General features: G+C 72.0%; 22 protein-coding genes and 2 pseudogenes. 18 read left to right on the top strand and 6 right to left on the bottom strand.

The annotated features are described in order from the left end of the window. The first annotated feature begins 64 nt into the window (after positions 1 to 64). The 4 genes and pseudogenes from OV079_RS00915 to OV079_RS57035 all read left to right on the top strand — a co-directional run bounded on the left by OV079_RS00915 (position 65) and on the right by OV079_RS57035 (position 6,667). Positions 65 to 814: a glutathione S-transferase family protein gene (locus OV079_RS00915; RefSeq protein ID WP_267765686.1), complete on the top strand. Its 750-nt coding sequence runs from the start codon at positions 65 to 67 to the stop codon at positions 812 to 814. A gap of 133 nt (positions 815 to 947) precedes the next feature. Then, positions 948 to 1,301, top strand: a complete 354-nt coding sequence (locus tag OV079_RS00920; protein WP_267765687.1) for a PaaI family thioesterase — start codon at positions 948 to 950, stop codon at positions 1,299 to 1,301. A gap of 541 nt (positions 1,302 to 1,842) precedes the next feature. Next, positions 1,843 to 2,860, top strand: a pseudogene (locus tag OV079_RS57030) (serine/threonine protein kinase); the annotation flags it as partial. Between the two features lie 141 nt (positions 2,861 to 3,001). Continuing rightward, on the top strand, positions 3,002 to 6,667 hold the full coding sequence (locus OV079_RS57035; RefSeq protein WP_420829488.1) for a GAF domain-containing protein: 3,666 nt from the start codon (positions 3,002 to 3,004) through the stop codon (positions 6,665 to 6,667). A gap of 315 nt (positions 6,668 to 6,982) precedes the next feature. Here OV079_RS57035 and OV079_RS00940 read toward each other — a convergent pair whose 3' ends face one another. Further along, positions 6,983 to 8,038 (bottom strand): DNA topoisomerase IB, encoded by a 1,056-nt coding sequence (locus OV079_RS00940; protein ID WP_267765688.1) that lies wholly within the window; start codon positions 8,036 to 8,038, stop codon positions 6,983 to 6,985. Positions 8,039 to 8,209: 171 nt separating this feature from the next. Between OV079_RS00940 and OV079_RS00945 the strand changes: the two genes are divergently transcribed. The 13 genes and pseudogenes from OV079_RS00945 (at position 8,210) to OV079_RS01005 (ending at position 20,554) form a co-directional block, all read left to right on the top strand. Continuing rightward, complete coding sequence (locus tag OV079_RS00945) at positions 8,210 to 8,587, top strand: response regulator (protein WP_267765689.1); 378 nt, start codon at positions 8,210 to 8,212, stop codon at positions 8,585 to 8,587. A 398-nt stretch (positions 8,588 to 8,985) separates the two neighbouring features. Continuing rightward, the gene (locus tag OV079_RS00950; protein ID WP_267765690.1) at positions 8,986 to 10,368 is read left to right on the top strand and encodes a D-alanine--D-alanine ligase family protein; all 1,383 of its coding nucleotides are present in this window, start codon (positions 8,986 to 8,988) and stop codon (positions 10,366 to 10,368) included. Beyond that, a complete protein-coding gene (locus tag OV079_RS00955; RefSeq protein WP_267765691.1) occupies positions 10,365 to 10,499 on the top strand; it encodes a hypothetical protein in 135 nt (44 codons plus the stop codon). The genes OV079_RS00950 and OV079_RS00955 overlap by 4 nt, the downstream gene beginning before the upstream one ends. Further along, positions 10,496 to 11,107, top strand: a complete 612-nt coding sequence (locus tag OV079_RS00960; protein ID WP_267765692.1) for a D-alanine--D-alanine ligase family protein — start codon at positions 10,496 to 10,498, stop codon at positions 11,105 to 11,107. Before OV079_RS00955 ends, OV079_RS00960 begins: the two co-directional genes overlap by 4 nt. Before the next feature lie 313 nt (positions 11,108 to 11,420). Next, complete coding sequence (locus tag OV079_RS00965; protein WP_267765693.1) at positions 11,421 to 12,491, top strand: hypothetical protein; 1,071 nt, start codon at positions 11,421 to 11,423, stop codon at positions 12,489 to 12,491. A gap of 189 nt (positions 12,492 to 12,680) precedes the next feature. Continuing rightward, positions 12,681 to 14,069, top strand: coding sequence for a CotH kinase family protein (locus tag OV079_RS00970; RefSeq protein WP_267765694.1), 1,389 nt, complete (start codon positions 12,681 to 12,683; stop codon positions 14,067 to 14,069). A 22-nt stretch (positions 14,070 to 14,091) separates the two neighbouring features. Further along, positions 14,092 to 14,586, top strand: coding sequence for a hypothetical protein (locus OV079_RS00975; RefSeq protein ID WP_267765695.1), 495 nt, complete (start codon positions 14,092 to 14,094; stop codon positions 14,584 to 14,586). A 479-nt stretch (positions 14,587 to 15,065) separates the two neighbouring features. Continuing rightward, positions 15,066 to 16,301: a cytochrome P450 gene (locus OV079_RS00980; protein ID WP_267765696.1), complete on the top strand. Its 1,236-nt coding sequence runs from the start codon at positions 15,066 to 15,068 to the stop codon at positions 16,299 to 16,301. Between the two features lie 209 nt (positions 16,302 to 16,510). Further along, positions 16,511 to 17,591, top strand: a pseudogene (locus tag OV079_RS00985) (aminotransferase class V-fold PLP-dependent enzyme). Continuing rightward, entirely contained in the window at positions 17,591 to 18,595 is a 1,005-nt protein-coding gene (locus tag OV079_RS00990; protein ID WP_267765697.1) for a methyltransferase, read from the top strand. The pseudogene OV079_RS00985 and the gene OV079_RS00990 overlap by 1 nt, the downstream one beginning before the upstream one ends. Positions 18,596 to 18,735: 140 nt before the next feature. Beyond that, complete coding sequence (locus OV079_RS00995; RefSeq protein ID WP_267765698.1) at positions 18,736 to 18,912, top strand: hypothetical protein; 177 nt, start codon at positions 18,736 to 18,738, stop codon at positions 18,910 to 18,912. Positions 18,913 to 19,049: 137 nt separating this feature from the next. Next, positions 19,050 to 20,069 (top strand): phenylacetate--CoA ligase family protein, encoded by a 1,020-nt coding sequence (locus OV079_RS01000; RefSeq protein WP_267765699.1) that lies wholly within the window; start codon positions 19,050 to 19,052, stop codon positions 20,067 to 20,069. Further along, entirely contained in the window at positions 20,069 to 20,554 is a 486-nt protein-coding gene (locus OV079_RS01005; RefSeq protein WP_267765700.1) for a hypothetical protein, read from the top strand. Before OV079_RS01000 ends, OV079_RS01005 begins: the two co-directional genes overlap by 1 nt. Positions 20,555 to 20,565: 11 nt before the next feature. Here OV079_RS01005 and OV079_RS01010 read toward each other — a convergent pair whose 3' ends face one another. Both OV079_RS01010 and OV079_RS01015 read right to left on the bottom strand, forming a co-directional pair. Next, positions 20,566 to 20,754 (bottom strand): hypothetical protein, encoded by a 189-nt coding sequence (locus OV079_RS01010; protein ID WP_267765701.1) that lies wholly within the window; start codon positions 20,752 to 20,754, stop codon positions 20,566 to 20,568. Positions 20,755 to 21,051: 297 nt separating this feature from the next. Then, positions 21,052 to 21,471 carry a TfoX/Sxy family protein gene (locus OV079_RS01015; RefSeq protein WP_267765702.1) on the bottom strand — a complete coding sequence of 140 codons (420 nt, stop codon included), beginning with the start codon at positions 21,469 to 21,471 and terminating at the stop codon, positions 21,052 to 21,054. Between the two features lie 273 nt (positions 21,472 to 21,744). Here OV079_RS01015 and OV079_RS01020 point away from each other — a divergent pair, with 273 nt between their 5' ends. After that, the gene (locus OV079_RS01020) at positions 21,745 to 23,847 is read left to right on the top strand and encodes a prolyl oligopeptidase family serine peptidase (RefSeq protein WP_267765703.1); all 2,103 of its coding nucleotides are present in this window, start codon (positions 21,745 to 21,747) and stop codon (positions 23,845 to 23,847) included. Positions 23,848 to 23,966: 119 nt separating this feature from the next. Here OV079_RS01020 and OV079_RS01025 read toward each other — a convergent pair whose 3' ends face one another. From OV079_RS01025 to OV079_RS01035, 3 genes are all read right to left on the bottom strand, one after another. Continuing rightward, positions 23,967 to 24,434, bottom strand: coding sequence for a hypothetical protein (locus OV079_RS01025; protein ID WP_267765704.1), 468 nt, complete (start codon positions 24,432 to 24,434; stop codon positions 23,967 to 23,969). A 324-nt stretch (positions 24,435 to 24,758) separates the two neighbouring features. Then, positions 24,759 to 25,373 (bottom strand): hypothetical protein, encoded by a 615-nt coding sequence (locus OV079_RS01030; protein ID WP_267765705.1) that lies wholly within the window; start codon positions 25,371 to 25,373, stop codon positions 24,759 to 24,761. A gap of 287 nt (positions 25,374 to 25,660) precedes the next feature. After that, on the bottom strand, positions 25,661 to 26,404 hold the full coding sequence (locus OV079_RS01035; RefSeq protein WP_267765707.1) for a hypothetical protein: 744 nt from the start codon (positions 26,402 to 26,404) through the stop codon (positions 25,661 to 25,663). Positions 26,405 to 26,581 lie beyond the last annotated feature (177 nt).

The raw sequence follows: 26,581 nt of genomic DNA on the forward strand, positions 1-26,581 counted from the left end.
TCCGCCCCCGTGCCGGCGGCTCTCCCGTGTTGACAGCCCCGCGCAGCGGTGCTCGGATCGGCGCGTGAAGCCCCCCGTCCACATCGTCGGCAACTACGTCTCGCCCTACGTCCGCAAGGTATTGGTCGCGCTCGACCTCAAGGGCGTCGCCTACACGATCGATCCGATCATCCCGTTCCTCGGCGGCGACGGTTTCACCGCGCTCAGCCCGCTGCGGCGGATCCCCGTGCTCGTCGACGGCGACCTCACCCTCACCGACTCGACCGTCATCTGCGAGTACCTCGACGAGGTCCACCCGACGCCGCCGCTCCTGCCGCGCGAGCCGGCGCTGCGGGCCCGGGCGCGCTGGCTCGAGGAGTTCGCCGACACGCGCATGGGCGAGGTGTTCGTGTGGCGGGTGTTCGCCCAGCTGATCGTGCGGCCGGCGGTGTTCGGCCAGCAGCCCGACACCGCGCTGATCGAGAAGACCCTGCGCGAGGACGTGCCGCACGTGTTCGACTACCTCGAGTCGCAGGCCCCGGAGGCCGGCTTCTTCTGCGGCGAGCTGTCGATCGCCGACATCGCCGTCGCCAGCTTCCTGCGCAACGCCGCCCTGGCGAAAGTGAAGCCCGAGCCCGAGCGGTGGCCCCGCCTGGCCGGCCTCGTCGAGCGGACTCTGGCCCTGCCGAGCTTCGTCCGCCTCAAGGAGTTCGAGCGCGCCCTGCTCAAGGTCCCGCCGGCCGAGCACCGCCAGGCCCTGGCCGCCATCGGCGCCCCGATCAGCCCCGAGACCGTCGGCACCGACCGCCCGCGGCCCGGCCTGTCCCGCGGCTGAGCCTGCGCCGAGGAGCATGCTCGATCGGCCATGCTCTGAAGGACATGTCGGATGCGCCAGTGTCGGTGTACGGTCGACACGTCGGACCCGCGCGGCCTTGAAGCGGCCCGGCCCGCCGAGTAGGGTGGCCGGGATGACCGACGCCGGCCCGGCCCTGGCAGCGCTGGTCGCGGCCGGCGGCGACGCGGCGGCGATCGTGGCGATCCTCAACGACCACCGCAGCGCCTTCGACCGGCTGATCGGCCTGGTGTTCACCAGCGTCAGCGACGACGCGGTCGAGGCCGAGGTGCCGGTCACGCCGCAGCTGCTGCAGCCGTACGGGCTGGTCCACGGGGGCGTGTACGCGACGATCGTGGAGAGCCTGGCGAGCTCGGGGGCGGCGCTGTCGGCGATGCGGCGCGGGCAGTCGACGGTCGGCCTCGAGACGCGACCTCCTTCCTGCAGGGCACGCGAGGCGGCACGCTGCGCGCTCGCGCCACGCCGCTGAACCGCGGGCGGCGCACGCAGGTGTGGCGTGTGGAGATCCGCGACGACGATCAGCGCATGGTCGCCAGCGGGCATGTGCGGATGTTGTGCCTCGAGGGCGGCGCCACCGTGGCCGGCGAGTCGCTGGCGCTGCGCCGCGACGGCGAGTGAGTCCTCGGACGTCGCGCGTAGCGATGGGCGGCCGTCGCCGCTGGAATCGGGGCGCCGGGCATCGGGCCCGGCCCCTGTGCGCGGGCGTTCACGTCCCTCGCTTCGCCTCGTCGCGTCCTTCGCGGCGCGTCGGGCGACACACGCACATCCTCGCACGCGTCGAGTGGTCTTCGTTTCAGTCGCGACGCGTCGTCGTCGATCGGTTCGGCGAAGGAGCGCTCTTGCGCCCGCTCGACCCTTGTCGGACTCGTCGCACTGTTCGATGATCGCGCCGCGTCGCCGACGCGAAAGGATCGTCCTTGTCCACGACCCTGCTGGAGCTCGTTGCTCGCCCGCTCGCCCCGGAGCGCTCCGCCGTCCTGCTCCGCAGCGTCGCCGCAGCGGTGCACGCGATGCACCGGCAGGGCCGCGTACACCGCCACCTCGCGCCGCGGCGGATCCACCTCGACGGCGACGACCTGGTCGAGCTCGCGGGCGCGGACGAGGGCGCCGACTGGCTCGCGGTGCATCGCCCCGACGAGCTCGCCTACGCCGCCCCCGAGCTGCTGCAGCCGACCCTGCACGCCCCCGATCACCGCGCCGATCTCTACTCGCTCGGCGCGCTGCTGTACGAGCTGCTGACCGGCGCGCCGCCGTTCACCGCGGTCGACCTGCTCGGCTGGACCCACGCCCACGTCGCCCAGGCCCCGCGCGCGCCGCTCGAGCTGCGCCCGGAGGTGCCGGCGCCGCTGTCGGACATCGCCCTCAGGCTGCTGGCCAAGGCCGCCGACGAGCGCTACCAGAGCGCCGCCGGCCTTATCGCCGACCTCGACCGTTGGCTCGCGGCGGCGGCCCGCGGGGCCGGCGAGCAGCGCTTCGCCCTCGGCCTGCGCGACGTGCCCGAGCAGCTGCGGATCTCCCAGCGCCTCTACGGCCGCGACGCCGAGCTGCAGGCGCTCGAGGCGGCGCGCGAGCGGGTGGCCCAGCGCGGCGCGCCCGAGCTCGCGCTGGTGCGCGGGCCCTCGGGCATCGGCAAGTCGGCGCTCGTGCACGGGCTCGAGCGGCGGCAGACCGGCCAGGCCGGCATCTTCGTCGCCGGCAAGTTCGACCAGTACGACCGCGACATCCCGTACGCCACGCTGGTCAAGGCGTTCGGCGAGCTCGCGCGCGCTGCTGGCGACCAGCGAGGAGCACCTCGCCGCCTGGCGCCAGCGCCTGCAGAGCGAGCTCGGCAACCTCGGCCAGCTCATCATCGACATCATCCCGCAGATGGAGCTGGTGATAGGGCCGCAGCCGCCGGTCCCGCCGCAGCCGCTGCTCGAGGCGCAGAACCGCTTCAACCGGGTGCTGCGTCAGTTCATCGGCGTGTTCGCCCAGCCCGACCAGCCGCTCGTCCTGTTCCTCGACGATCTGCAGTGGGCCGACACCGCCAGCATCCGGCTCTTGCAGCACATCCTCACGCACCCCGACGTGCAGCACGTGCTCGTCGTGTGCGCCTATCGCGACGGCGAGATCGGCCCGTCGCACCCGTGGACCGCCGCGCTGCTCGAGATCCAGAGCGCCGACGTGCGCGTGTCGGACCTCGCGGTCGCCCCGCTGCCGCCGCAGCACGTCGCCGCGCTGCTGCTCGACACCCTGCGCTGCAGCCCCGACGCGGCCGACCAGCTCGCCGCGCTGCTGCACGCCAAGACCGCGGGCAACCCGTTCTTCGTCGGCCAGTTCCTGACCATGCTGGCCGCCGAGGGGCTGCTCTCCCTCGACCCCGAGCTCGGCGCGTGGCGTTGGGACCTGACCGCGATCGAGGCCAAGGGCTACACCGACAACATCGTCGCGCTGATGCTCGAGCGGCTGCGCGGCCTGTCCGGGGCGGCGCAGCGGGTCCTCAGCTTGCTGGCGTGCGCCGGCGCCGAGATCGCGCCGGCGACCCTGGCCGCGCTGCTCGGCCGCGACGAGGCCGCCGTGCTGGCCGACCTCGCGCCGGCGCTGGCCGACGGCCTCGTGGTCGTGCGCGGCGGGCAGCTCAAGTTCTCGCACGATCGCGTGCAGCAGGCCGCCTACAGCCTCACGCCCGAGGCCGAGCGCGCCGGCGTGCACCTGCGCATCGGTCGGGAGCTGCGCGGCCCGCTCGGCAGCGACGTCGCGCCCGAGCGGCTGTTCGCGGTCGTCAACCACCTCAACGCCGCGGCCGCGCTGATCGGCGACCCCGCGGCCCGCTTCGACCTCGCGCGCCTCGACTTCCAGGCCGGCCGGCGCGCCAAGCAGGCCAACGCCTACGCCTCGGCGCTCATCTACTTGCGGGCCGCGCACGCGCTGCTGCCGGCGGACGCCTGGGACGCGCACTTCCAGCTGACCTTCGACCTCCACCGCGACCTGTCCGAGTGCGCCTATCTGTGCAACGACAACGAGGCGGCCGAGCAGCTGTTCGACGCCGCCCTGTCGCACGCCCGCGGGCCGCTCGAGCGGGCCGAGATCTACACGCTGCAGATCAGCCTCTACTACTCGGTCGGGCGCATGCAGGAGAGCCTCGACGTCGGCCAGAAGGCGCTGCGCGAGCTCGGCATCGACATCCCGGCCACCCCGGAGGCGCGGCTGTCCGCGTTCGGGCCGATGATCGAGGCGGCGGTGGCCCGCTTCTCGGCGCTCGACATCGAGGCGATGGAGCACGCGACCTCGGTCGCCGACCCGGCCCGGCGGGTGGCAGCCCAGGTGCTGGTCAGCCTGCTGCCGTCGAGCTTCTACCTCGACATCGTCCTGTTCTCGATCATCATCCTGCGCCTCGTCGAGCTGTCGCTGGTCCACGGCGAGACGCGCGACTCGGTGGTCGGCTACGCCTCGTTCGCGCTGCTGCTGGTCACCGTGCTCGGCGAGCACGAGATGTCGGGCCGGATCGCGCGCATGACCCTGCGCCGGCTCGAGCACATCGCCGACGCCGGCGTGCACGCCAAGGTGCGCACGATCTACGGGTGGTTCAGCGGCCCGTGGCACGAGCCGCTGCCGCAGATCCTGGCCCACCTGCGCGCCGGGCAGCAGGCCGGCGTCGAGGCCGGCGACCTCTCGGCCTACGGCGCCTTCGCGCTGCTCGGCCAGGACACCCTGCTCTTGTGCCGCGGCGACGCGCTGGCCCAGGTCGAGGAGCAGTGGGCCCGCCACCGCGGCAGCTACGTGCAGATGCAGCACGAGATCGCGGTCATGACCGTCGACATCGTCCTGGCCCAGCTACCGCGCCTGCGCGGCGCCCGGGTCGACGCCGACGACGCGGTCGAGCCCGTCGGCAAGGCGGCAGGCTCCGCGCTCGGTACCCACCACTTCTTGCGCATGCAACGGCTCTACCTGCTCGGCGACCTGACCGGCGCCCTGCAGGCGGCCGAGCGGTTCGCCGCGACCAAGGGCAACGGCCTGCTCGGCACCTTCCTCGGCGCCGACGGCGACTTCTACTGCGCCCTCGTGGCCGCGGCGGTGGCCGACCGCGAGCCGCTGCGCCGGGCCAAGCTGCTCGAGCGCGTGCGCGTGCAGGCGGCCGTGTGCGAGCGGCTGGCGGCGCGCTGCCCGGCCAACTTCCGCGCCCGCGCCGAGCTGCTCGGCGCCGAGCTGCTGCGGCTCGAGGGCCGCTCGGCCGAGGCCTTGCCGCGGCTCGAGGCGGCGGCCCGGGCGGCCGCGCAGGACTCGTTCCTCGCGGTCGAGGCGATCGCCTGCGAGCGCGCCGGCGAGCTGGCCCGCGCGCTCGGCCTCGGCGTGGCCGCGGTCGCCTACTTCGAGCGCGCCCGCAGCCTCTACGCCCGCTGGGGCGCGACCGCCAAGCTGACCCAGCTGGCCACCCGGGTGCCCGAGCTCGGGCCGATGACCCCGCCGGGCTCGCAGTGGCTGTCGGTCGACGCGCTCGCGGTGGTCAAGGCCACGCAGGCGCTGTCGGGCGAGCTGATGCAGGACAAGCTGCTGAGCAGCCTGATGCACATCGTGCTCGAGCACGCCGGGGCGCAGAACGGCCACCTGCTGCTGCTCGAGCGCGAGCGCCTGGTGATCGCCGCCGGCGCCCGCACCGGCGAGCAGGGCGTCGAGGTCACCCTGCCGGCCCGCCAGGTCGCGGCCGACGACGAGCTGGCGCTGTCGATCGTGCAGTACGTCCGCCGCACCCGCGAGCAGGTGCTGCTGACCGACGCCCGCGCGAGCCCGCTGTTCGCCGCCGACCCCCACCTCGCGCGCGGCCAGGTGCGCAGCGTCCTGTGCGTCCCGATCGTCCGCTCCGGCGCGCTGGTCGGCGTGCTCTACCTCGAGAACAACTGGATGAGCGGCGCCTTCACCCCGCAGCGGACGGCGGTGCTCGAGCTGCTGCTGACGCAGGCGGCGATCTCGCTGGCGGTGTCGTCGCTGTACGGCGACCTCGCCCGCGAGAACCGCGAGCGCAAGCAGGTCGAGCAGGGCCTGCGCGAGAGCGAGGAGCGGATGCGCCAGCTGGTCGAGAGCGCCGGCGCGGTCCCGTGGGAGGCCGACGTCGCGGCCGGCCGCCTCACCTACGTAGGTCCGCAGATCGCCGGCCTGCTCGGCCACGGCAGCGACCGCTTCACCGGCGACCCCGGGTTCCTCGCCGGCATCACCCACGCGGCCGACCGCGAGGCGCTGGCGCTGCACCTGTCGGCGTCGGGCGGCGAGGCCCGCGAGCTCGAGTTCCGCGTGCGCGCCGAGGATGGCGAGGAGCTGTGGGTGCACAGCATCCGCGCCGCCCACAAGGCCCGCGGCGACTCGCCGCTGCGCCGCGGCTTCTTCTTCGACGCCACCGCCCGCAAGCGCACCGAGGCCAGCCTGCGCGACAAGCTCGACATCATCGCCGCGCAGCAGGAGGCGATCCGCCAGCTCTCGACGCCGATCATCGAGGTCTGGGAGGGCGTGGTGCTGATGCCGCTGTTCGGCACCATCGACTCCAGTCAGGCCCTGCGCATGCAGGAGCTGCTGCTCGACGCGATCGGCCGCCTGCGCGCCCGCTTCGCCATCATCGACCTCACCGGCGTCGAGGTCGTCGACACCGGCACCGCCCAGCACATCATCGGCCTGGTCCGCGCCGTCCAGCTGCTCGGCGCCCGCGGGATCGTCGTCGGCGTGCGCGCCGACGTCGCCTCCTCGATCATCTCCCTCGGCGTCGAGCTCGGGCGGATCGCCACCCTCGCGACCCTGCGCGAGGCGCTGCTGCAGTGCATGCAGGCGGCGGTCCAGCGGCGCAAGGCCGGGCAGCCGAGCGGCGGCTGAACCCGGGGACATGCTCGAAGGAGCATGTCCGTCGGGGCATGCTCCTTCGAGCATGTCCGATCGGGCATGCTCGTCGGGTCACGCCGCGACGGCTGCCCGGGGTCGCTCGAGTCGAGGCGCGCCCGCTCACAGCACGTGCGGGTCGGCTTGAGCCGGGACGGCGGCTCCAAGCGAGCGGCGCTCGGATCGCGTGGCCTCCGATGCGAGCGCCCCCTCGCATCAGCCCGCGTGAAACGAGCTGTCAGGCCGCCTTGCGCAGCTCGGGCTCGTGCCGGGCCGTTCGCCGCTGCTTCAGCGACGCCGCCAGCCGCGCCGTCAGGGTGCGCTGGCCGGCGGTGCGCTGGCGCTCGAGCAGCAGGGCGACCGCGCGGCGCTCCTCCAGCCGCAGCGCCTGGTAGGCCTTCGGCCCGCGCAGCGAGGTCGGCAGCGGCGCCCCGTCCTCGTAGGCCTCGAGCACCGACGGGTGGACGTAACACTTGCGGCACACCGTCGCGGTGTTGCCGAGGCAGCCGGCGACCTGCTCGATCGCCTTCGTGACCGCCTGCTTGCGCCGGCCCTTCTGCTCCGGGCGGGGGCTCGCCACAGCTCCTGGGCGGCCAGCACCGTGCCGGCGAACGTGCGGAAGTCCTTGGCGCTGAACTCGCTGCCGGAGCAGGCGCGCAGGTAGGCGTTGACGTCGGCCGAGCCGATCGCGTGGTGGGTGCCGGCGTGGTCGTAGAACTGGAACAGCTCCTGGCCGGGCACGTCGCGGCAGCTGCGGACGATCTTGGCCAGGCGGGCGTCGTCGACGGCGACGCGGTGCTCCTTGCCGCTCTTGCCGCGGAAGCGGAACTCGATGTGCTCGCCGTGGATCCGCACGTGGCGGTCGCGCATCGTCGTCAGCCCGTACGAATCGTTGGTGTGCGCGTATTCGGGGTTGCCGATGCGGATGTGCGTGGTGTCGAGCAGGCGCACCACGGCGGCGAGCACCTTGTCGCGGTCCAGCTCGTGACGGCGGAGGTCGCGGTCGACGCGGGCGCGGATCGCCGGCAGCGCCGCCGCGAACGCCAGCATGCGCTCGTACTTGGTGCTGTCGCGGACCTCTCGCCAGCGCGGGTGGTAGCGGTATTGCTTGCGGCCGCGGGCGTCGCGGCCGACCGCCTGGATGTGCCCGCGTTCATCGGGGCAGATCCACACCTCCGTCCAGGCCGGCGGGATCGCCAATCGGCGGATGCGCGCCAGCACCTCCGCGTCGCGGAGCGGGCGGCCCTTCGGATCGCGGTAGGAGAAGCCGTGGCCGGTGCGGCGGCGACGGATGCCCGGCTGCGCGTCGGTCACGTAGACGAGCCCGGCGTCGTCGGCGCAAGTGTGGGCATCGAGAACGGCGCTCATGGTGCTTCGAGCGTGTCGTGATCGGCGGGCCCGCGCCGGTCCTGGCGAAGCGGCGCCGCGGAGGTCTCGCGGGCGGGCTCGCGGCGCCGCTGGGCCCGGACGGGTCGCAATGTGCGCAGCGACCTCGGCTGCGCTTGCCCTGCGAACGACTGCGAACATCGTTGAGTTGAGATGATGCCGCCCATCTTGTTGGTGGAGGACGACGACGACATCCGCGACGCGGTGGCCGAGCTGCTGCGCGACGAGGGGTACGACGTCCACGGGGTCGACAACGGCGAGAAGGCGCTGGCCTACCTCCACCAGGCCGCGCGCGAGCCGTGCCTGATCTTGCTCGACCTGATGATGCCGGTGCTCGACGGCTGGCAGGTCATCGACCGCCTGCGCGGGCAGGACCGCCTGCTCGCGCTGCCGGTGGTGGTGATGTCGGCCGCGTCGCCGAAGACGGCGCCGCCCGACGTGGCCGCCTTCGTGCGCAAGCCGATCGACCTCGATCTCCTGCTCGGGCTGGTGAAGCGATACTGCGGGCGACCGGTGGATGGACCCTATTGATTCGCCCGCGGAACGGCGTGTCGATCGCTCCGGACGGTGTACGCAATTGCAACAGCGCGTCCTCCGCCCGGCGCTCGTGGGCCGTGCCGCCATGGGCGCGAAGCCGCACCGGAGGTCACCGCAAGCCTGACCCGCGGACCGCCGGCCGGCGACTCGCCGCGGCGCTCGCGGGCGCGTCGCGGGTTCGGCCCCGTCCGCCGGTCCTGGCGAAGTTTTTTCTTTCCCCCGGCGACGAAGTGGCTATGGTTGCGACCCGAGAGCGTCACATTGGAACCTCCGGGTGCATCGTCCTTGATATCCCCTGCCGCCGGCTGCGGCTCAGCGGCCATTCGCGGGTCGGCATCGTCTACTTCCCCGGTTTCTCCGGTCTCTCCGATTTCGGGCCGGGCGGAGGTCGCATGCGGCTCGGCTTGACCTACAACCTCAAGCCCGAGGCCGGTCCGTCGCCCGGCGACCCGATCGATCGCTTCGAGGAGTTCGACTCGGTCGACACCGTCGACGCCATCGACCGGGCCCTGCGGGGGCTCGGCCACGAGGTGGAGCGGCTGGGGTGGGGCGAGCCGCTGCTGGCGGCGCTGGCGGAGCGTCCGCCGGAGCGGCGCATCGACGGCGTGTTCAACTTCGCCGAGGGCGTGGGCGGTCGCGGGCGCGAGTCGCAGATCCCGGCGGTGCTCGAGGTGCTGGGGATCCCCAACACCGGCTCGGGCCCGTTCGCCCTGGCGCTGGCGCTCGACAAGGGGGTCGCCAAGATCTTCGCCGCGGCCCACGGCATCCGCACCGCCCCGTTCCAGATCGTCGGCGCCGACGAGGCGCTGGGGCCGGTCGCGCTCGCCTATCCGCTGTTCGTCAAGCCGGTGGCCGAGGGCTCGTCGATGGGCATCCGCAAGGACTCGGTGTGCCACGACGAGGCCGCGCTGCGCGAGCGGGTGGCCCGGCTGCAACGCGACTACCGCCAGGCCGTCCTGATCGAGGAGTTCCTGTCGGGCGACGAGTTCACGGTCGGGGTGGTCGGCAACGGCGCCGCGGCCGAGGTCGTCGGGGTGATGCAGGTGACCCCGCGCGAGGCGAGCGGCGAGGACTTCGTCTACTCGCTCGAGGTCAAGCGCGACTACCTCAACCAGGTCCGCTACGTCATGACCGACGAGCTGCTGCAGTCCGGTCGGCTCGACGCGGCCCGGCTGGCCGCCATCCGCGGGCTCGCGCTCGACGTGCACCGCGTGTTCGGCTGCCGCGACCTGTCGCGCATCGACATCCGCTGCGACCGCCGCGGCGACCCCAACTTCATCGAGGTCAACCCGCTGCCGGGGCTGCACCCGGTCAGCAGCGACCTCGTCATCATCGCTCGCGGCCACGGCTGGAGCTACGAGCAATTGATCGGCCGCATCCTCGGCGCGGCCACCCAGCGCTGGTTCAGCCCCGACCGCCCGCAATCGAACCCCCCGAACATTAGCGAATTGGTCCTCGACCTCGCCGGAGCCCCATGCGGATCGCCATCACCTATCACGTCGCCCCCCTCTCCGATCCGCCCGCCGCGCTCCTCGGCGCGCCCGAGCTCGCGGCCACCGCCCGCGAGGTCCACGCCGCGCTGGCGCCGGACCACGAATGCGTGCTGGTGCCGGTCGGCGACTCGGTGCCCGCCGCGCTCGCGGCCGTCCGCGCGGCCGCGCCCGACGTCGTGTTCAACCTGTGCGAGGGCGCGGTCGGCCGCACGCAGTTCGAGGCCCACCTGGCGCTCGGCCTCGACATGCTGGGCATCCCTTGCTGCGGCTGCGACGCGGTGACCCTCGCGCTCTGCCAGGACAAGCCGTTCGTCAAGCAGTTCCTGCGCCAGACCGGCGTGCCGACCCCGGCCGGCTTCGCCGTCGCGCCCGGCTGCTCCGAAGAACATGTCCTCGAGGACATTCGCGATTGATCGCCCGCGCCGCCTCGGGCCGGGTCATCGTCAAGCCGGCGCGCGAGGGCGGGGGCGTCGGCGTCGACGCGGGCAGCGTGTGCGGCGACGCCGAGTCGGCGCTGGCGCGCGCGCGCCAGGTGTGGGCCCGCCACTACCAGCCCGCGCTCGTCGAGACCTTCGTCGACGGGCCCGAGTACAACCTCGCGCTCTACCACGCCGGCCCGCGCGGCCTCGTCGCCTTGCCGCCGGGACAGATCGTGTTCTCGCCGGCGCTGGCGCCCGAGCGGCGCGTGGTCGGCTGGACCGCCAAGTGGGACGTCGCCTCGGGCGAGGCGCAAGAGACGGTGAGCCGGATCGTCGCCGACCTCGACCCCGCCATCCACGCCGAGCTCCTCGCGGTCTGCACGCGCGCGGCCACCCTGCTCGGCATGACCGGCTACTGCCGCTTCGACCTCCGCCTGGCCGGCGGGGCGGTCCAGGTCATCGACGTCAACGCCAACCCCGACCTCGGCTCCGGCTCCGGCTTCCGCAACGCGCTGGCCGCCGCCGGCATCCCGTTCGCCGATTTCCTCGCCGAGCTGATCGCCGTGCGCACGCCCGCGGTTCGCCTGGCCCCCGCGGCCTGACGCGGCGTTCGAGCCGCCCTCGCGTCGAGCTGCGACGGGCCGGCGAGGCCGACGAGCGAGGTCACCGAAGCGTGGCGGGCTGAACGGTCGCGGCGACGCGGGCCTGGCGGACTCGCGGACGCGTGCGGGCGGCTCGACCGCTCGGTCGCGGCGCTCCCGCACGTCGCTTCCGTGCCGCCCGCGCCGGGCTGACCGGCGACCCGTGCGGTCGTTCCAGAGCTCGCCGCTGCTGCGCCTGGGCTGCGAGCCATCGGCTTCGGAGCCGCGCGGCTTGAGGGGGCTCCCCGGGTGGGTGATACTCCGCCCGCCGCGCATGCCTCCTCGACGTCCCTCGATCGCTGCGAGCTCGGTGGCGCTGGCGCTGGTGGCCGGCGCGTGTCGCCTCGCCCCGCCGGCGATGCCCGGCAAGGACGTGGCGGCGCACGCCGAGGAGGAGGCGACGGGCCGCGGGCTGCGGGCCGCCGAGGCGCAGGCCCAGGAGGCTGTCCGAAAGGCCAGGGAGGCCGATACCGCGGCGACGGTCGCGTTGGAGGCCGCCGAGGCCGCGGCCGACGCCGACGCCGCGACGCACCAGCAGGAGGGCGAGCGCTACGCCCAGGCGATCGCCGAGGCCCGCGCGGGCGCGCCCGGCTGCACCCTCGCGGTCGAGCGACTGATCGCGCTGCGACGCGAGCTCGCCGCGTACGTGTCCGAGCCGGAGCGCGACGCCGCGATCGCGGGGCTCGAGCCGTGCCGCAAGGCCGCCGTGAAGCTCCGCCGTCAGCACCACGAGAAGGCGCAGCGCGAGCTGCCGCGCGGGGCGGCGAAGGACGCGGTCGCGGCCGCGCTGCGCGACGAGGGCCTCGCCGATCCGTGGGTCCCGGTGTCGTCGGGGGCATTGCCTACACCTGGCCGAAAGGACAGCCCTCCGGACGCGCTGGCGAAGCTGCGCGGCGACGCGACCGCCGCGGCGCAGGCGGTGGACGCGGCCGAGGCCGACCTCGAGCGCGCGAAGCAGGGCGTGGCCGCCAGCGAGGCTCGCCTGGTCGAGCTCGACCAGGCCGACGACGCGCGCGAGCAGGCGTGGCGCGGCGAGATGCAGCGCTCCGGCAATCGCTACCTCGCGGTGGCCGGGGCGGCGGGCGCGGTCACGTTGGTCGGGCTCGGCGTCGGCTTCTTCTTCATCGCCCGCGGCGACGCGATCACATCCGAGAAGATAGCGTTCGAGACCCGAGCCGAGCGCGAGGAGGCGAGCAGGCACGCGCGCACGAGCAGCCTGGTCGGCTTCGCGGTGGCCCTGCCGTTCGCCGTCCTGGGCGTCGTCGCGGCTCACTACGGGCTGCGCCGCCACGCCGTGGGCAAGCGGATCGCGGCGACCGGCTCCGGGCTGATGATCCGGTTCTGATGCAGGCCCGCGCCGGGCGCGTGGCGCTGCGATTCGCTGCACCCAGCGTCCGCGCGTCCGCGAGCTGCGGACATTCCCCGATCGATCATCCCACCACGTCTTTCGGACGGAGCCACGTTCGGGCGGCCGCGAACGGCGGTCGTGACGCCGCTCGCTTGTTGGGCGTGTTCGCAGGTTCAGCCTGTCGACATGCGTCACGTCGCCGCCCTGTTCATCGCCCCGATCCTCGCCGGCTGTCCCGACCCGCAGGCCGGAGCAGGTACCACCGAGGACGCAGTCGGCACGACGACCACGGGGCCCGTCGCGACCTCGACCGGCGACGACGAGCCGACCTCGACCAGCAGCGGGACCGGCTCTGCGGCCACCGGCAGCGGCGGCGAGACCACCGGCGAGCCGCCGGCGACGACCGGCGAGCCCGAGTCGCCGACCACCGGCGAGCCGGCGTGGCAGCCGAAGGACTGCCCGGGCTTCTACGCCCAGGACCGCTTCCCCACGGTGGAGCTGCAGATCGATCCGTCCGAGTTGGCGGAGCTCGAGCAGGAGTGGGCGATCGCCGACGACAACGACTTGCAGGAGCACCCGCTGCTGAGCTTCAAGGTCGACGACACCGTGATAGCGAATGCCTCGGTGCGCCTGCGCGGCAACGCCTCGCACTGGCACGACCAGAAGAAGATGCAGTTCGAGGTCTCGTTCAACACGTATGACAAAAAGGGCCGGTTCGAGGGCCTCAAGCACGTGCTGTTCGACGCCGCCGAGTACAACCGCAGCTTCCTGCGCGATCGCCTGGCGCTGGCGATCCTGCGCGACGTCGGGCTCGCGGCCCCGTGCGCCAACAACGCCCGCGTCGTCCTCAACGGCGCCTTCTACGGCCTCTTCACCAACATCGAGAAGGTCGACAGCGAGTTCCTCGAGCGCAACTTCGAGGACCCGCGCGGCAACCTCTACAAGCGCGGCGGCGGCGGCTCGGGCTGGGACAAGAAGACCAACGAGGAGGACCCGAGCGAGGCCGACGTCGAGCAGCTGAACGCCGCCGACACGGTCGACGACCTGCGCGCGGTGATGAACCTCGAGCAGGCGCTGCTCGAGTGGGCGACCGAGGCGGTGATCCCCGACCGCGACGGCGCGTGGGGCGGGGGGCTCAACCAGTACGTCTACAACGACCCCAGGACCGGCTTCGTCGTCATCCCGTGGGACCTCGACGACACCTTCACGCGCCTCGAGCCCGACACCGACCCGTACACGTACATCAAGGAGAACCACCACGGCCGGCCGTTCTACGACATCGCCACCGCCGACCCGGTGTGGTTTCGCCGCTACGTCGACGCGATCGCCTTCGCGGTCGACACCGGCTACGACGTCGCGGTCCTGCAGGGCCGCCTCGACGCCTGGGCCGCGCAGATCGCCGACGCCGCGGCCGACGACCCCAACCGGCCGTTCACCCTCGATCAGCACCAGGACCAGGTCGACGACATGCGCGAGTTCGTGGCCGAGCGCCGGCTGTTCCTCGACCACTGGCTCGATTGCTGGCAGAGCGGCGGCGTCGACGGCGATCACGACGGCAAGTGCGACGGCGCGTGAGCCCGGCTATGCTGGCCCGGCGATGGCGAGGCCGCGCGAGCGAGAGGGCAGGGACGTCGTCACGGACGCGCTGGCGCTGGTGCGCCCGGGCCTGACCGGCTTCGGCGGCAGCCACGACCCGCGCTGGGACCTGGCCGCGTTCCGCACCGCCTGCCACGCGATGGTCCGCGCGGCGCCTCGCACGACCCTCGGCCCCTGCGAGGGCCCGCACGCGACGGCCGAGTACTACCGCGCCCGCGTCGATCACGAGGGCCGGCCGCTGTGGCTGCTGCTCAACGCGATGCAGCCGGTGCTGGCATTCGCCGAATGGAGTGACCGCCTCGATTATCGGTTCGTCGACGCGCCCGCGCTGGCCGCCGCGTTCTTCGGCCCGCACGAGCTCGCCGGCGCGGCCGAGCTCGAGACGCGGCTGACGCCGCAGGACTGGCAGAGCCGCCTCGACGGGCCCGAGCTGGCGCAGGCGAACCACTGGCGACCCGAGCGCGTCGGCGACTACGTGTTCTGCTGGTGGGATTGACGGCTCGCCGGCGGGCGCGGGCGACTCGAGCTCGAGCGCGTCGGCGACGACGCGATGGACCGGCTCGCTGCAGGCGCGGGCGACTCGAGCGCGTCGGCGACGGTGGGACCGACCGGCTCGCTGCAGGCGCGGGTGCGTCGGCGGGCGCGTGCGTGCGAGGGCGGGCTCCTGCGCGGGCGGCGAACGGGCGCTTGGGGGCGAGCGGCCGCGGCTTTGCGCGCGCGCTCACATGTCCTCGGGGACATGTGAGTCAGCCCGCTCGGGGTCTGCCTCGTCCCAATCACCACAGTCTCCCGCGGCGACAATAGGGTGTGTACCCGGCGGTGATTTCGTCGCGGCGCTCCGGGGCTCGCGCGCGCGCAGCGGTTGCCGCGCGTGTCCCTGGCCAGGCCGAGGCCGGCTCGCGCGGGCGGTCGCGGGCGCGCGCGTGGCCGCCGGAGTCCGTCGATTCTGCGGCGGGGATGTGCTACGTGGGGCCAATGCTGGAAGCGAGCGCCCCGTCCGAGTTGAAGTTCGATCCGTTCGACCCCTTGTTCGTCGAGGATCCGTATCCGACCTTCCGTCGATTCCGCGAGGAGGCGCCGATCTACGCGTGGGACCACGTCAAGGGGCACATCGTGTTCCGTTATCGCGACGTCATGGCCTTGATCCGCGACCCGCGGCTCGGCACCGATCCGACGCTCGGCGGCGGCTTCTCGCCCGAGCTGCGCGCGGCCTGGCCCGACTACGTCGCCGTGCGGGAAAACGACCTGTTCATGATGCGGCCCGAGGCCCACGCGCGGGTGCGCAAGCTCGTCACCCCGCTGTTCGGGCCGCGCCAGCTCGAGGCGCACCGGCCCCGCGTCGCCCAGATCATCCAGGAGGTGCTGGCCAAGCTGCCGGAGCGCGGCGTCATCAACGTGTTCCGCGACTTCGCCCAGACCTATCCGGTGCGCGTGATCGCGGCGATGCTCAACATCCCGTCCGGCCTCGAGGCCGAGTTCCTGGCCTTCGCCGACGCGCTCATCGCCACCATCTTCCCCGGCCTGTCGCCGGAGCGGTTCGCCTCGTACATGCCGGCGATCTCGCGCGGCCGCGAGATCGTGCGCGCCGTGATCGCCGACCGCCGCGCGCATCCGATGGAGGACGACCTGATGACCCACCTCATCAGCGCGTGCGACGACGCCGACCGCCTGAGCGACGGCGAGCTCGAGTCGCTGATCGGCGGCCTCCTCGTCGGCGGCTCCGACACGACGGTGCACCTCACCACCTACGCGATCCTCGAGCTGCTGCGCCACCCCGACCAGCTGGCGCTCCTGCGCGCGGAGCCGTCGCTGGCCCGCTCCACGCTCGACGAGACGCTGCGCTACAACGCGTTCGGCCGCGGCGGCGGGCTCACCCGCTTCGTCGAGGAGTCGTTCAGCTGGAACGGCGTCGAGTTCCACCGCGGTCAGCCGCTGTTCCTCAATACGCAGAGCGCCCTGCGCGACCCCGAGTTCGTCGCCGACCCCGACGTCTACGACATCCGCCGGCGCACCAATTCGAGCCCGTGGTTCGGCCACGGCCCGCATTTCTGCCTCGGCGCCTCGCTCGCGCGGCTCGAGGCCGAGACCGCGCTGCAGCAGTTCCTCGCCCGCTACCCGACGCTCGAGCTCGCGGGCAAGCCGGTGTACGGCAACCACCCGATCTTCCGCGACATCCTCGACCTGCCGGTGCGCGTCGCCGTCGCCGACTAGCGCGCGAGTTCGTCGGCCTCGCGCGGGCACGCGCGGGCCGGCGCGCTTGAAGGGCCCACGCCTGGCCCGTACAGTGCTCTGCGGTGCTGTTCGACGTGGACCGGCTGCGCGACGACTTCCCGCTGCTGCAGCGAGGTTCGGAGCGCGCGCCGATCGTCTACCTCGACAACGCCGCGACCACGCTCAAGCCGCGGCCGGTGATCGAGGCGGTGCGCGGCTACCTCGCCGACTACAGCGGCAACGTCCACCGCGGTCAGCACGCTCTGGCCGACCGCGCGACCGAGGCCTACGAGGACAGCCGCCGCCGCGTCGCTCGCTTCCTCGGCGCGCGCGTCGGAGGTGGTGTTCGTGCGCGGCACCACCGAGGCGATCGGCCTGGTCGCCGGCGGGCTCGGCCTGCAGCCCGGAGACAACGTCGTCGTCAGCGCGCTCGAGCACCACTCGAACCTGCTGCCGTGGCGGACGCGCTGCCACGTGCGCGTGGTGCCGCTGGACGCCGCGGGCCTGCCGAGCCTGGCCGCGGCCGAGGCGGCCATCGACGCGGGCACGCGCTTGCTCGCGGTCACCGCCTGCTCCAACGTCACCGGCGTCTACGTGGCGGTCCAGGACTGGGCGGCGCTGGCCCACCGCCACGGCCTGCCGCTCCTGGTCGACGCGGCCCAGCTCGCGGCCCACCGCGGCATCGACGTGCAGGGCCTGCAGTGCGACTACCTCGCGCTGTCGGGCCACAAGCTGTTCGCGCCGCCGGGCAGCGGCGTGCTCTACGGCACCCAGGCTGCGCTCGAACGCCTCGCGCCGGCGAACCTCGGCGGCGGCTGCGTCAAGCACGTCGGCCTCGACCTCGACTACGAGCTGCGCGAGCTGCCCTGGCGCCTCGAAGCCGGCACGCCCGACATCGCCGCGGCGATCGGCCTCGGCGCGGCCGTCGAATACCTCGAGGACATCGGCCTCGACGCGATCGAGGACCACGAGGACGCGCTGCGCGAGCTGCTCGACGCCGAGGTGGCCACGCTGCCCGGGCTTCACGTTCACTCGCCGGCTGCCACGCGCGCGCCGATGCTGACCGTCACCGCGAAGGACGGCGCGCTCGGCAGCGAGTACGTCGCCCGCGTGCTGAGCGACACCTTCGGCGTGATGACGCGGGCCGGCCACCACTGCGCCCACCCGCTCCACGCGACCCTCGGCCTGCCGGCCACCCTGCGCGCCTCGCTGGCCTTCTACAACACCGAGGCCGACGTGCTGCGCCTGCGCGACGGCCTGCGGGCCCTGCTGCGCCGGGGAGCCGGCTGATGGCCCGCAGGCGCGGCGTCGACGACGAGCTCTGGCTCACCGTCGGCGCCTACGTCGTGCCGCAGCTGCTCTACGCGGCGGCGCGCCTGGGCCTGGCCGATCTGCTGGTCGCCGGCCCGCTTGCCCTCGAGGACATGTCCGAACAGACAGGCGCTCACCCGGCCACCCTCGCGCGGGTGCTGCGGGCGCTCGCCAGCGTCGGCGTGTTCGCCCGCGCCCGCGACGGCCGCTGGCGCCTCACTCGCGCCGCCGAGCCGCTGCTGTCCGACCACCCGCGCTCGCGCCGGACGGCGATCCTGTTCGCCGGCCACGAGCAACACCTCGCCTGGGGCTCCGTGATGCACAGCGTGGCCACCGGGCAGCCGGCCTTCGACCACGCCTTCGGGCGTTCGCTGCACCAGCACCTGGCGACCGACGAGGCCGCCATGGCCGTCGCCGAGGCCCAGCGGGCCCGCAGGGCCGCGCGCCGCGACCCGGCGGTCGTCGCCGCGCTCGACCTCGGCGCCGCCCGCACGGTCGTCGACGTCGGCGGCGGCGGCGGCGAGCTGCTGGTCGCGTTGCTGTCCCGAAGGCCAGGTGTCCGCGGGATCGTCGTCGAGGCCCCGCACGTGGCCGCGCGGACGCGGGCGCGGCTGCAGGCGCAGGGCTGGGGCCAGCGCTGCGAGGTCGTGGTCGCCGACGCGCGCGAGCAGCTGCCGGCCGGCCACGACGTCTACCTGCTGGCCGAGGTGGTGCATTGCTACGACGACGACGACGCGTCCCGCATCTTGCGCAACTGTCGCGGCCGGCGGGTGGTCGTGGTCGAGCGCGTGCTGCCGGCCGGCGGACGCGCCTCGGCGGATCGCCTCGCCGATCTTCACATGCTGGTGATGTACGGCGGGCGCGAGCGGACCCGGCGCGAATACGCCGAGCTGTTCGCGACTGCGGGCCTGCGCCTGCGTCGCGTCGCGCCCACGGCCGCGTGGGTGTCGATCCTCGAGGGCGCGCCGCGGGTCGCTCGATAACGACTCGCGCGATCGTGCCCGGCGTGCTGTGAACAATGAGCGGTCCCCGCATTTCGGCCCGCGGGCTCGGATTTGACGGGCCGCGGGCGCCGAGGTTACGCTGCCCGCCCGTCTTTGATTGACGGGAGTAGGAGACCCGCATGGCGATCAAGAATCCGCGCACTCAGGAGACCCAGAGCCCCGAGACCCAGCCGGCCGAGCAGGACCGCAAGCGCCGTGAGAAGGCCGCCGACGCGCTCCGCCGCGACATCGGCCGGATCGCGAGCCACATCCGCGCCGGCGGTCAGGGCGGCGACGACGGGGGCGGTGACGTCTGAACAATGAGGCCCCCTCGCCGCCGGACCCGCCGCGCCTGCGGGCGGACCTCCGGTGGCAGGACGCGCCCTCCGAAGACGGGGCGCTCCTCGTCGATCCGCAGACCGGGCGGGCCTTCGCGCTGTCGCCGGCGCAGGCGGTGCTGCTGCGGACGTTCGCCGAGCACGGCGACGTCGGCCGCACCGCCGCGAGCGCGGGCCAGCAGCTCGACGCCGACATCGACGAGGCATTGGTCCGCGCGTGGCTGCTCGCGTTCGCCGAGCTCGGCCTGCTCGAAGCGCCCGATCGGACGCGCGAGCAATTGCGCGAGCGCCAGCGGCAGACGCGGCGCCGCCACTACGAAGATCGATGGAATGACAAGCTGCGGGCCCTGCTGCCGCGCTTGCGCGAGCTGCCTTATTACGCGAAGACGCTGCCGGCCGAGCCGCCCGGCGACGATTCGCCGATCGATCTGGCCAGCTTGCCGGTGCTCGACAAGGCGGCGGTGCGTTCCCACTTCGACGAGTTCTTGCCTGCGAGCATGCCGGCCGGCGGGATCCGCTGGCTCTCGACCTCGGGCACCACTGGCGAGCGGCAGCAGGTCGTGCGCTCGCTGGCCGACTGGGACGCCTCGCAGCCGCACACCTGGGCCCTCAATCGTGTCGTCGAGGCCGCCCGCGGCGAGCGCTTCTGCCGGCTCACCACTCCGTTCTGCGACGGCAGCGAGTGTCACCTGCGCGGCGCCTCGCGGGCCGAGCGGACCCGAGGCCCGCGGCTGTCGCTCGACAGCGGGCTCGACATCGCCGCGCTGTCGCCGGCGCGGCTCGAACAGATGGCCGCCGAGCTGCGCGAGCACGAGCCGGCCTACGTGCTCGCCGATCCGTCGTACCTGGCGATGTTCGCCGATCAGGCGCTGCGCCGGCGCCTGCCCCTGCCGCGGCTGCGCTTCGTGATCACCGCGTACGAGCTGTGCAGCGCGCTCCACCGGCAGGTCATCGAGCGAACGTTCGAATGCCCGGTGTACGACGCCTACGGCGCGACCGAGTACGGCGCGCTGGCGGTCCAGTGCGAGGCCGGCCGCTATCACGTCAACCCCGGAGCTTCGTCGTCGAGCTGCGCGACGACGGGGCCGGCGACGACGCCCGCGAGCTGCTCGTCACCACCCTCGACAAGCGATTGATGCCGCTCCTGCGCTACGCCACCGGCGACCTGGCGCGCCCGGCCGACGCGCCCTGCACGTGCGCGTGGAGCGAGACCGACACCCTGGCGAGCCTCGAGGGCCGCGCGGTCGACAGCGTCCGGACCCCCGACGGCCGGCGCCTCACCGCCGCCGCGGTCGACCGGGCGCTCGCCCCCGCCGCCCGCGGGCTCGTCAGCTATTGCCTGCTGCAGCGCGGCGAGGCGCTGTACCGCCTCGATTACTTGCCCGCCGAGGATTTCGCCGAACAATGCCTGCCCGACGTGATCGCGGCCCTACACGCCGCGCTGGGCCCCGGCGCCCGCGTCCAGCGGCGCGCCGCCCCGAGCTGCTGCCCGCGAGCTCCGGCAAGTTCCGCCTGGCCGGCGTCGAGAGCCGGCCGCGCTGAGCTGCGCGCGGCGCAATGGGCACATGTCTCGGAGGACATGTCGTCCGAGGCTCGGTCCGACGAGCGGCGGCCGTACTGAACGGGGCGCGGTCACTCCGCGGGGTCGAACGCCTCGACCTCGCCGACGACGTCGGCGTCGAATCGCACCTTCTCGTCGAACCATTCCAGCGTGACCGTCAACACCGGCACGACGTGAGGACCGAAGTCGTGATCGACGTAGTGCGTCCCGAGCGTGAACTTCTGGTCCTCGGTGACCAGCGTATGGCAGCCCTCCCACACGAACGCGTGGATCGTGCGCTGGGAGGCGAGCCGGTTCAGATGACCGTTGGCCTTCGAGCGGCTGCCGGTCGCGCCGGTCCCCCGGCTCCTGCGTGCGGATGTAGAGCTTCATGCCGCCTCCGGCGCGGAGAGGTCGCAGCCCTCCGCGGACCCCAGCACGAACACGCTCCGGCCGGCGAGCGACGAGAACGGGACGGCTTCCGTCCTCGTCGATCGCGTTCGGCCGCTCCGGCGCGGGTGAGCCGACCTGCGGCCCGTATCATATGTCGCAAGAGACATGTCCGTATTTGTATCTGTTCAGTGCGGCGACCGCACGGCCGTCCTCGCCGCTCGCGCCCGACCGCTCTGCCGCGCCTGGACCCGGGCCTTCGGCGCCCGCGCCTTCGGCGTCGCTCGTTTCGCTCGCGCCCCGGCGATCCCCAGCGCGACCCACGCATCGAGGTCGGCCTCCGCGGCGAACCCCGGCGGCGCCACATACACCAGCCCGCGCGACGGCCGACCCGTGAAGTCGAACGGCCGCGCGTGCGGCCGCCCCAGCGCCGCCGCCGTGTCGGTCACGCGAATCACCAGGTCGCTGCCCAGCACCCCCCAGGCGATGCTCCCGTCGAGCATCAGGGCGATGCCGCCGAACATCTTGCGCTCCTCGACGAGCCCCTGCGGCCCTGCGCGCATCACCGCCGTCCGCAGCCGGTTCGCCACTCCTTGGTCGTAAGGCATCCGTGTCCTCCGTGGACCTCGACCTTACCGCGCTCGCCGCTCGCAGCCCAGCCGGCACGTCACCGGGTCGTTGCGGGGTGCGAGCTCGTCGACCGCGAGGATTCACGTGCGTCGCCCGCAGCGGCGTCGCCGGGGCTTTCCTCGCCGGATGGGCGGCTCCGGCGCATACAAACATGCAGCGAGCGGTCGACCGGCGCCCGCGCGTGTGCTCCGGACCTCGCAGCGGCGCCCCGGCGCTGGACAGCCGGCCCGACCCGCGGGCATCGTCACGCCATGCTCCGCGCCCTCGCGCTCGTCCTCGGCCTCGCCGGCGCCCCGGCGCCGGTCGCCCGCACGAGCGACGACGCGGCCGTCACGCTGCACGGCGAGACCCTGCGCGACGAGTACGCCTGGCTGCGCGCCGGCCCCGAGGATCCGGCCGTGCGCGCCCATCTCGCGGCCGAGAACCGCCACGCCGACGCCCAGCTCCGGCCGCATCGCGCCCTCCGGCGCACGCTCGAGCGGGAGATCGAGGCGATCGCCTACGTCGACGACGAGACCGCCCCGGTGCGCCGCGGCGAATGGCTGTACTGGTCCCGCCAGCGCCGCCAGGACGAGCACCCGGTCTACCTCCGCCGCCGCATCGACGCGCCCCCCGGCGAATCACCGCAGGTGATCCTCGACCTGCAGCGCCTCGCCCGCGGCCGCGATTTCCTCGACCTCGGCGTGTTCGAGGTCAGCCCCGACAACGCCGCGCTCGCCTATTCGCTGGACCACGTCGGCGGCGAGAACTACACCCTCTATATCAAAGATCTGGCGACCGGTGTGGTCCGGTCCGAGCAGATCGATCGGATCACCTCGGCGGCGTGGAGCGCCGACGGCCGCGAGCTCGTGTACACCGTGCGCGACGACACCTTCCGCTCGTACGCGCTGCGCCGCCGCATCCTCGGCGGCGACGATCGCCCGATCTTCGAGGAGGCCGACCCGCGCTTCGACGTCTACGTCGAGCGCAGCCGCTCCGGCGAATGGCTGCTGGCCCGCAGCGCCTCGGCCACCACCGCCGAGGTGCGAGTCGCCCGCACGAGCGCGCCCGGCGGCCCCTGGACCGTGATCGCCGCCCGCGAGCCCGGCCACCTCTACGACGTCGATCACGCCGGCGACGATTTTTATGTTCGCACCAATCGCGGCGCTCCGCACTTCCGCGTGGTCGCGGCCGCCGAGGACGATCCGGCCCCCGCGCGCTGGCGCGAGGTCGTCGGCGAGCGGCCCGGCGTCGCCATCACCCACCTCGACGCCTTCACCGGCCACCTGGCCCTCCTGCAGCGCGAGCGCGGCTTTCCGCGGCTCGTGTTCCTCGACCTCCAGACCGGCCGGACCGCGCGCGCCGGCACGGCGGAGCGCGGTCGCGGCCTGTCCCCGCGGACAGGCGAGATCGTCGACATCAGCCCCGGCGACAACCCCGATCCGTCGGCCACGCACTATCGCGTCCACCTCACCGCCGTGCACGCGCCCGACGACACCGTCGACCTCGCGTTCGCCGACGGGGCCGAGACCCTGGTGCACCGCCGCCCCGCGCCGGCCGCCTGCGGCAGCAACCTCGGCGCCTTCGCCTCCACGCGCGCCGACGACGGCACCGAACTGCTCTACATGTACTTCGCCGGCGCCGGCCCGCACCAAGGGCCGCGGCCGATCCTGCTCGAGGCCTACGGCTCCTACGGCTTCGCCTGGGACCCCGACTTCGACGCCGCCCGCTGCGCCGTGATGAACCGCGGCGTCGACTTCGTGATCGCCTGGGTGCGCGGCGGCGGCGAGCTCGGCGAGTCGTGGCACGAGGCCGGCCGCCGGCGCGGGCGCATGAACGCGGTGAACGACCTGCTCGCGGTCGCGGCCCACCTCGTCGAGCGCGGCTACACCACCCCGGAAATGCTCGCAGTCGCCGGCGACAGCGCCGGCGGGGCCCTGGTCGCCTCGGCGCTCAACCAGCGCCCCGAGCTGTTCCGCGCCGCCGTCCTGCGCGTGCCGTTCCTCGACGCAGTGGGCACCATGGCCGACCCGACCGCGCCGCTCACCACCACCGAATACGAGGAGTGGGGCGACCCCGCCGTGCGCGCCGACTACGACGTCATCCGCGGCTGGTGCCCCTATTCGAACCTCGGCCCGCGCGCCTATCCGGCGTTGTTGGTCGAATCATCGCTGGCCGACGCCCGCGTCGCCTACCACGAACAGGCCCGCTACGTCGCCCGCCTGCGCCGCCTGGCCCGCGGCGGCGGCCCGACCCTGCTGCGCACCGAGGCCCACGCCGGCCACGCCGGCCCGAGCAGCCGCCACGAATGGCTGCAGAGCCGCGCCTTCGAGGCGGCCTTTCTGCTGGCCCAGCTCGGCCGCGCGGGGCGGTGAGCGGCGTTTCATTCCGTGCGAGCGCGTTTCTTGACCCCCAAGAGCAGGCTCGTTCCGCCGTAAGTCGTCCGAAGCTGGCCTCGGTTTGGAGAAATGACCGAGCACCTTCGGCTTGCTGTTCATATCTTCTTAAGCTTATCAAGGTCAATCTCCGAGACAAGCGGTTCAAATTTCTCTCCTGTAGGAAAATCTAATGCAAGTGTTTCAGTTGGGTGCCACAAAGAAGTCAGGCCATGTTCTTGCACCAAGATGCTGAAATCCTCCGCGGGAATCATTTCTGTTTGAGAACAAGCCACTACCACATCTCTTGCGTTCCAGGAAGGCTTGATCTGGTCTGAGGTTCCCATGGTTTTGATGAGAGAGCGTATCAGTTGTGCGTTCATGTGTGGAATTATTGGAATTATCATATTTCTCGCCCACTGGTGAGCGTCGCGGTACTGCCGAGATCTTGCATACTCGCCGATGGCTAGTTCAATTATCGCTTCTTTTGATTCGAGAGAAATTTCGCTATCTCCAGATAGGATTGCCCAAGCCGTCATCGCTTCTAAATGCAATCGGGTGGCGTTTCGAGCACGGTTTATAGCCACCTCGCCAAGGTTAGGATGATGAAGGGCCGACGGGATGAGCTCTGGGGTTTCGGGAAAAGGTGACTCACTGAGTAGTCGTCGTAGAGATTCTTGATTAGCTTCGTTAATGAGTGGCCAGATGTCGTCAACAAGGAGAGAAGCGGATCGCGGCATTTCCTCTATTCAGAATCAATGCAGCGTGGAGCGCGGTGTTAAGGCTTTGCTGCAGTACTGCCTCGGCGATGCTTCGATGCATTTCTCGAACGGCTGACAACGCCGCTGCCCCTCGAAGAGCCGCATTCCAGGTGAGTTTATTTTCGGTGTCCAGCAAATACTTCAAAAGGGCTAGAACGAAATTGCGTACGAGAGCATCCGGGGTCTTGAAAGAGGGCCGTGCTTGAAGTGTTTGATGGCATCCGCTGAGTGCTTTGGAAAGTGGACCGATTCGACGTCGGCTGCCAAGGTTTGAATGGCAAATTGCCTTGTGTCGGCGGAAGCGCGAGGAGAATGTGAACGGAATTTCAGAATGTGGAGACGCGCAAGCTCAGCCGGTGGGTTGAATAATTGTCCGTTACTGTCGAATGCAGGATGAGCGCATCGGTTCCGATCCTCTTGCAGCCGCGCTAGGTCGTGGTGTTCACTCGCTGAGATAAAGGCGAAACTGTCTCGCGCATTATCCAAAACTCGCTTCTCGAAGTCTAGAAGACCTTGGACGTTTTGATTATCACGAGCTTTTGAGAGAATTTGTAGTTGATTTTGGGCCTGCGCATCTCCTCCTAAACTTAACTCCTCCAGTTTGTGAATGTAATCACATACGACGGCGATCCAGCATGCGACAATTGACGCCCGATACGCGCTCGCGCGATAGGCCCTTACGGATTCTTGAAGATAAGTCTTTGATTGAAGACTTCGGCAAGACAGAACAAGAGCATCGAGATCCTCAAGGTACTCTGCGAACATGCAGCCATGTCTAGCTTGGGATACAGGTCGAAGGAAAGTTGCAATGTGTGATTTAGGTCACAATGGTCTCTTGGCTCAAATTTGCGGGTTTCAGGTTGCGCTTAGAGAGGGTCTGCACTCCCCGAAACGCGCTCCCGAGCCCAAGACAAGCTTTCTCCTCGCTCACCGTCCAGTGAGGGTTAGCTATTACGTCTGCGTATTCCGTAAAGGCGTTTGGAGGCTGTCTCCTGCTGGCCAAGGCGGCCGCGCGTCCAGTTGGCCGCGCGTAGCGGAAGTCCAGTGGCCGATCAGTGCGAGGGCTTCGCCTTCGCTTGCTGCCGCTCCCACCACGCCAGCCAGATCGCGGCGGCGGCCAGCAGCATGAACGCGAACGGCCCGTGCAGCGCTGCGTGGCTGAGCTGGAGGATCCACCCGGCCGCGCCGAGCAGCACCAACGCCGCCCACGGGCCCTGTTTGGCGAAGAAGCGGGCCGCGGCGGCCAGCGCTGTCATGGCGAACGCGGCCCATGAGCCGGTCTCGCTGACGAACGAGCCGACGCCGCCGACCCAGGGGTCGGTCCAGGTCGCGTCGAGCGCCACGATGACGCCCTGCAATTCCTGGTCGCTGAGCTCGCCGCGGGCCACCATCTCCTGCGTCAGGACGATCGTGCGGCCGAGGCCGATCCCGCCGATCGCGTCGAGCACCGTGTAATAAATCAAGAACACGAAGGCCGCGAGCCGGGACAGCCACGCGCACGCGACCGCCAGCGCGCCGTGGACCGTGCGGACGTCGCTGACGAGCAGCCACACGCCGACGGCGACCAGCGCCATCATCGGCGTCTGGATCATGTGCAGGGTGAACCACCAGTCGGGCCCGAAGTACGCCAGCGCCTTGTGCGTCGCGTCGTGGGCCTCGGGCTGCGAGAGGTACTGGTACATCCCGGGGTGCTCGGTGAACTCGGCCGGGTGGAACAGCTCGATGACCGCCAGCACCAGCGGCGCGACCAGCAGACACAACCACCACACGATCCTCTGATACGTCTCGTGCCGCACGCGACCGACCTCCCGCTGCCTCGACGATGGAGTGGACCGCGGCCGGGCGCAAGCGCGGTGCTGCGGGCGCGCTCGCGCGGGACGGGGGATGTCTCCGAGATGTCTTTTAAGGCATGTCACCGTATTGGCCATGCGGACGGCGTTCGCCGCGGGAGCGTCCGCGAGATCCGCGCCGGC

Origin of the sequence: Nannocystis pusilla (assembly GCF_026626665.1) — a bacterium.
Lineage (GTDB): Bacteria > Myxococcota_A > Polyangia > Nannocystales > Nannocystaceae > Nannocystis > Nannocystis pusilla.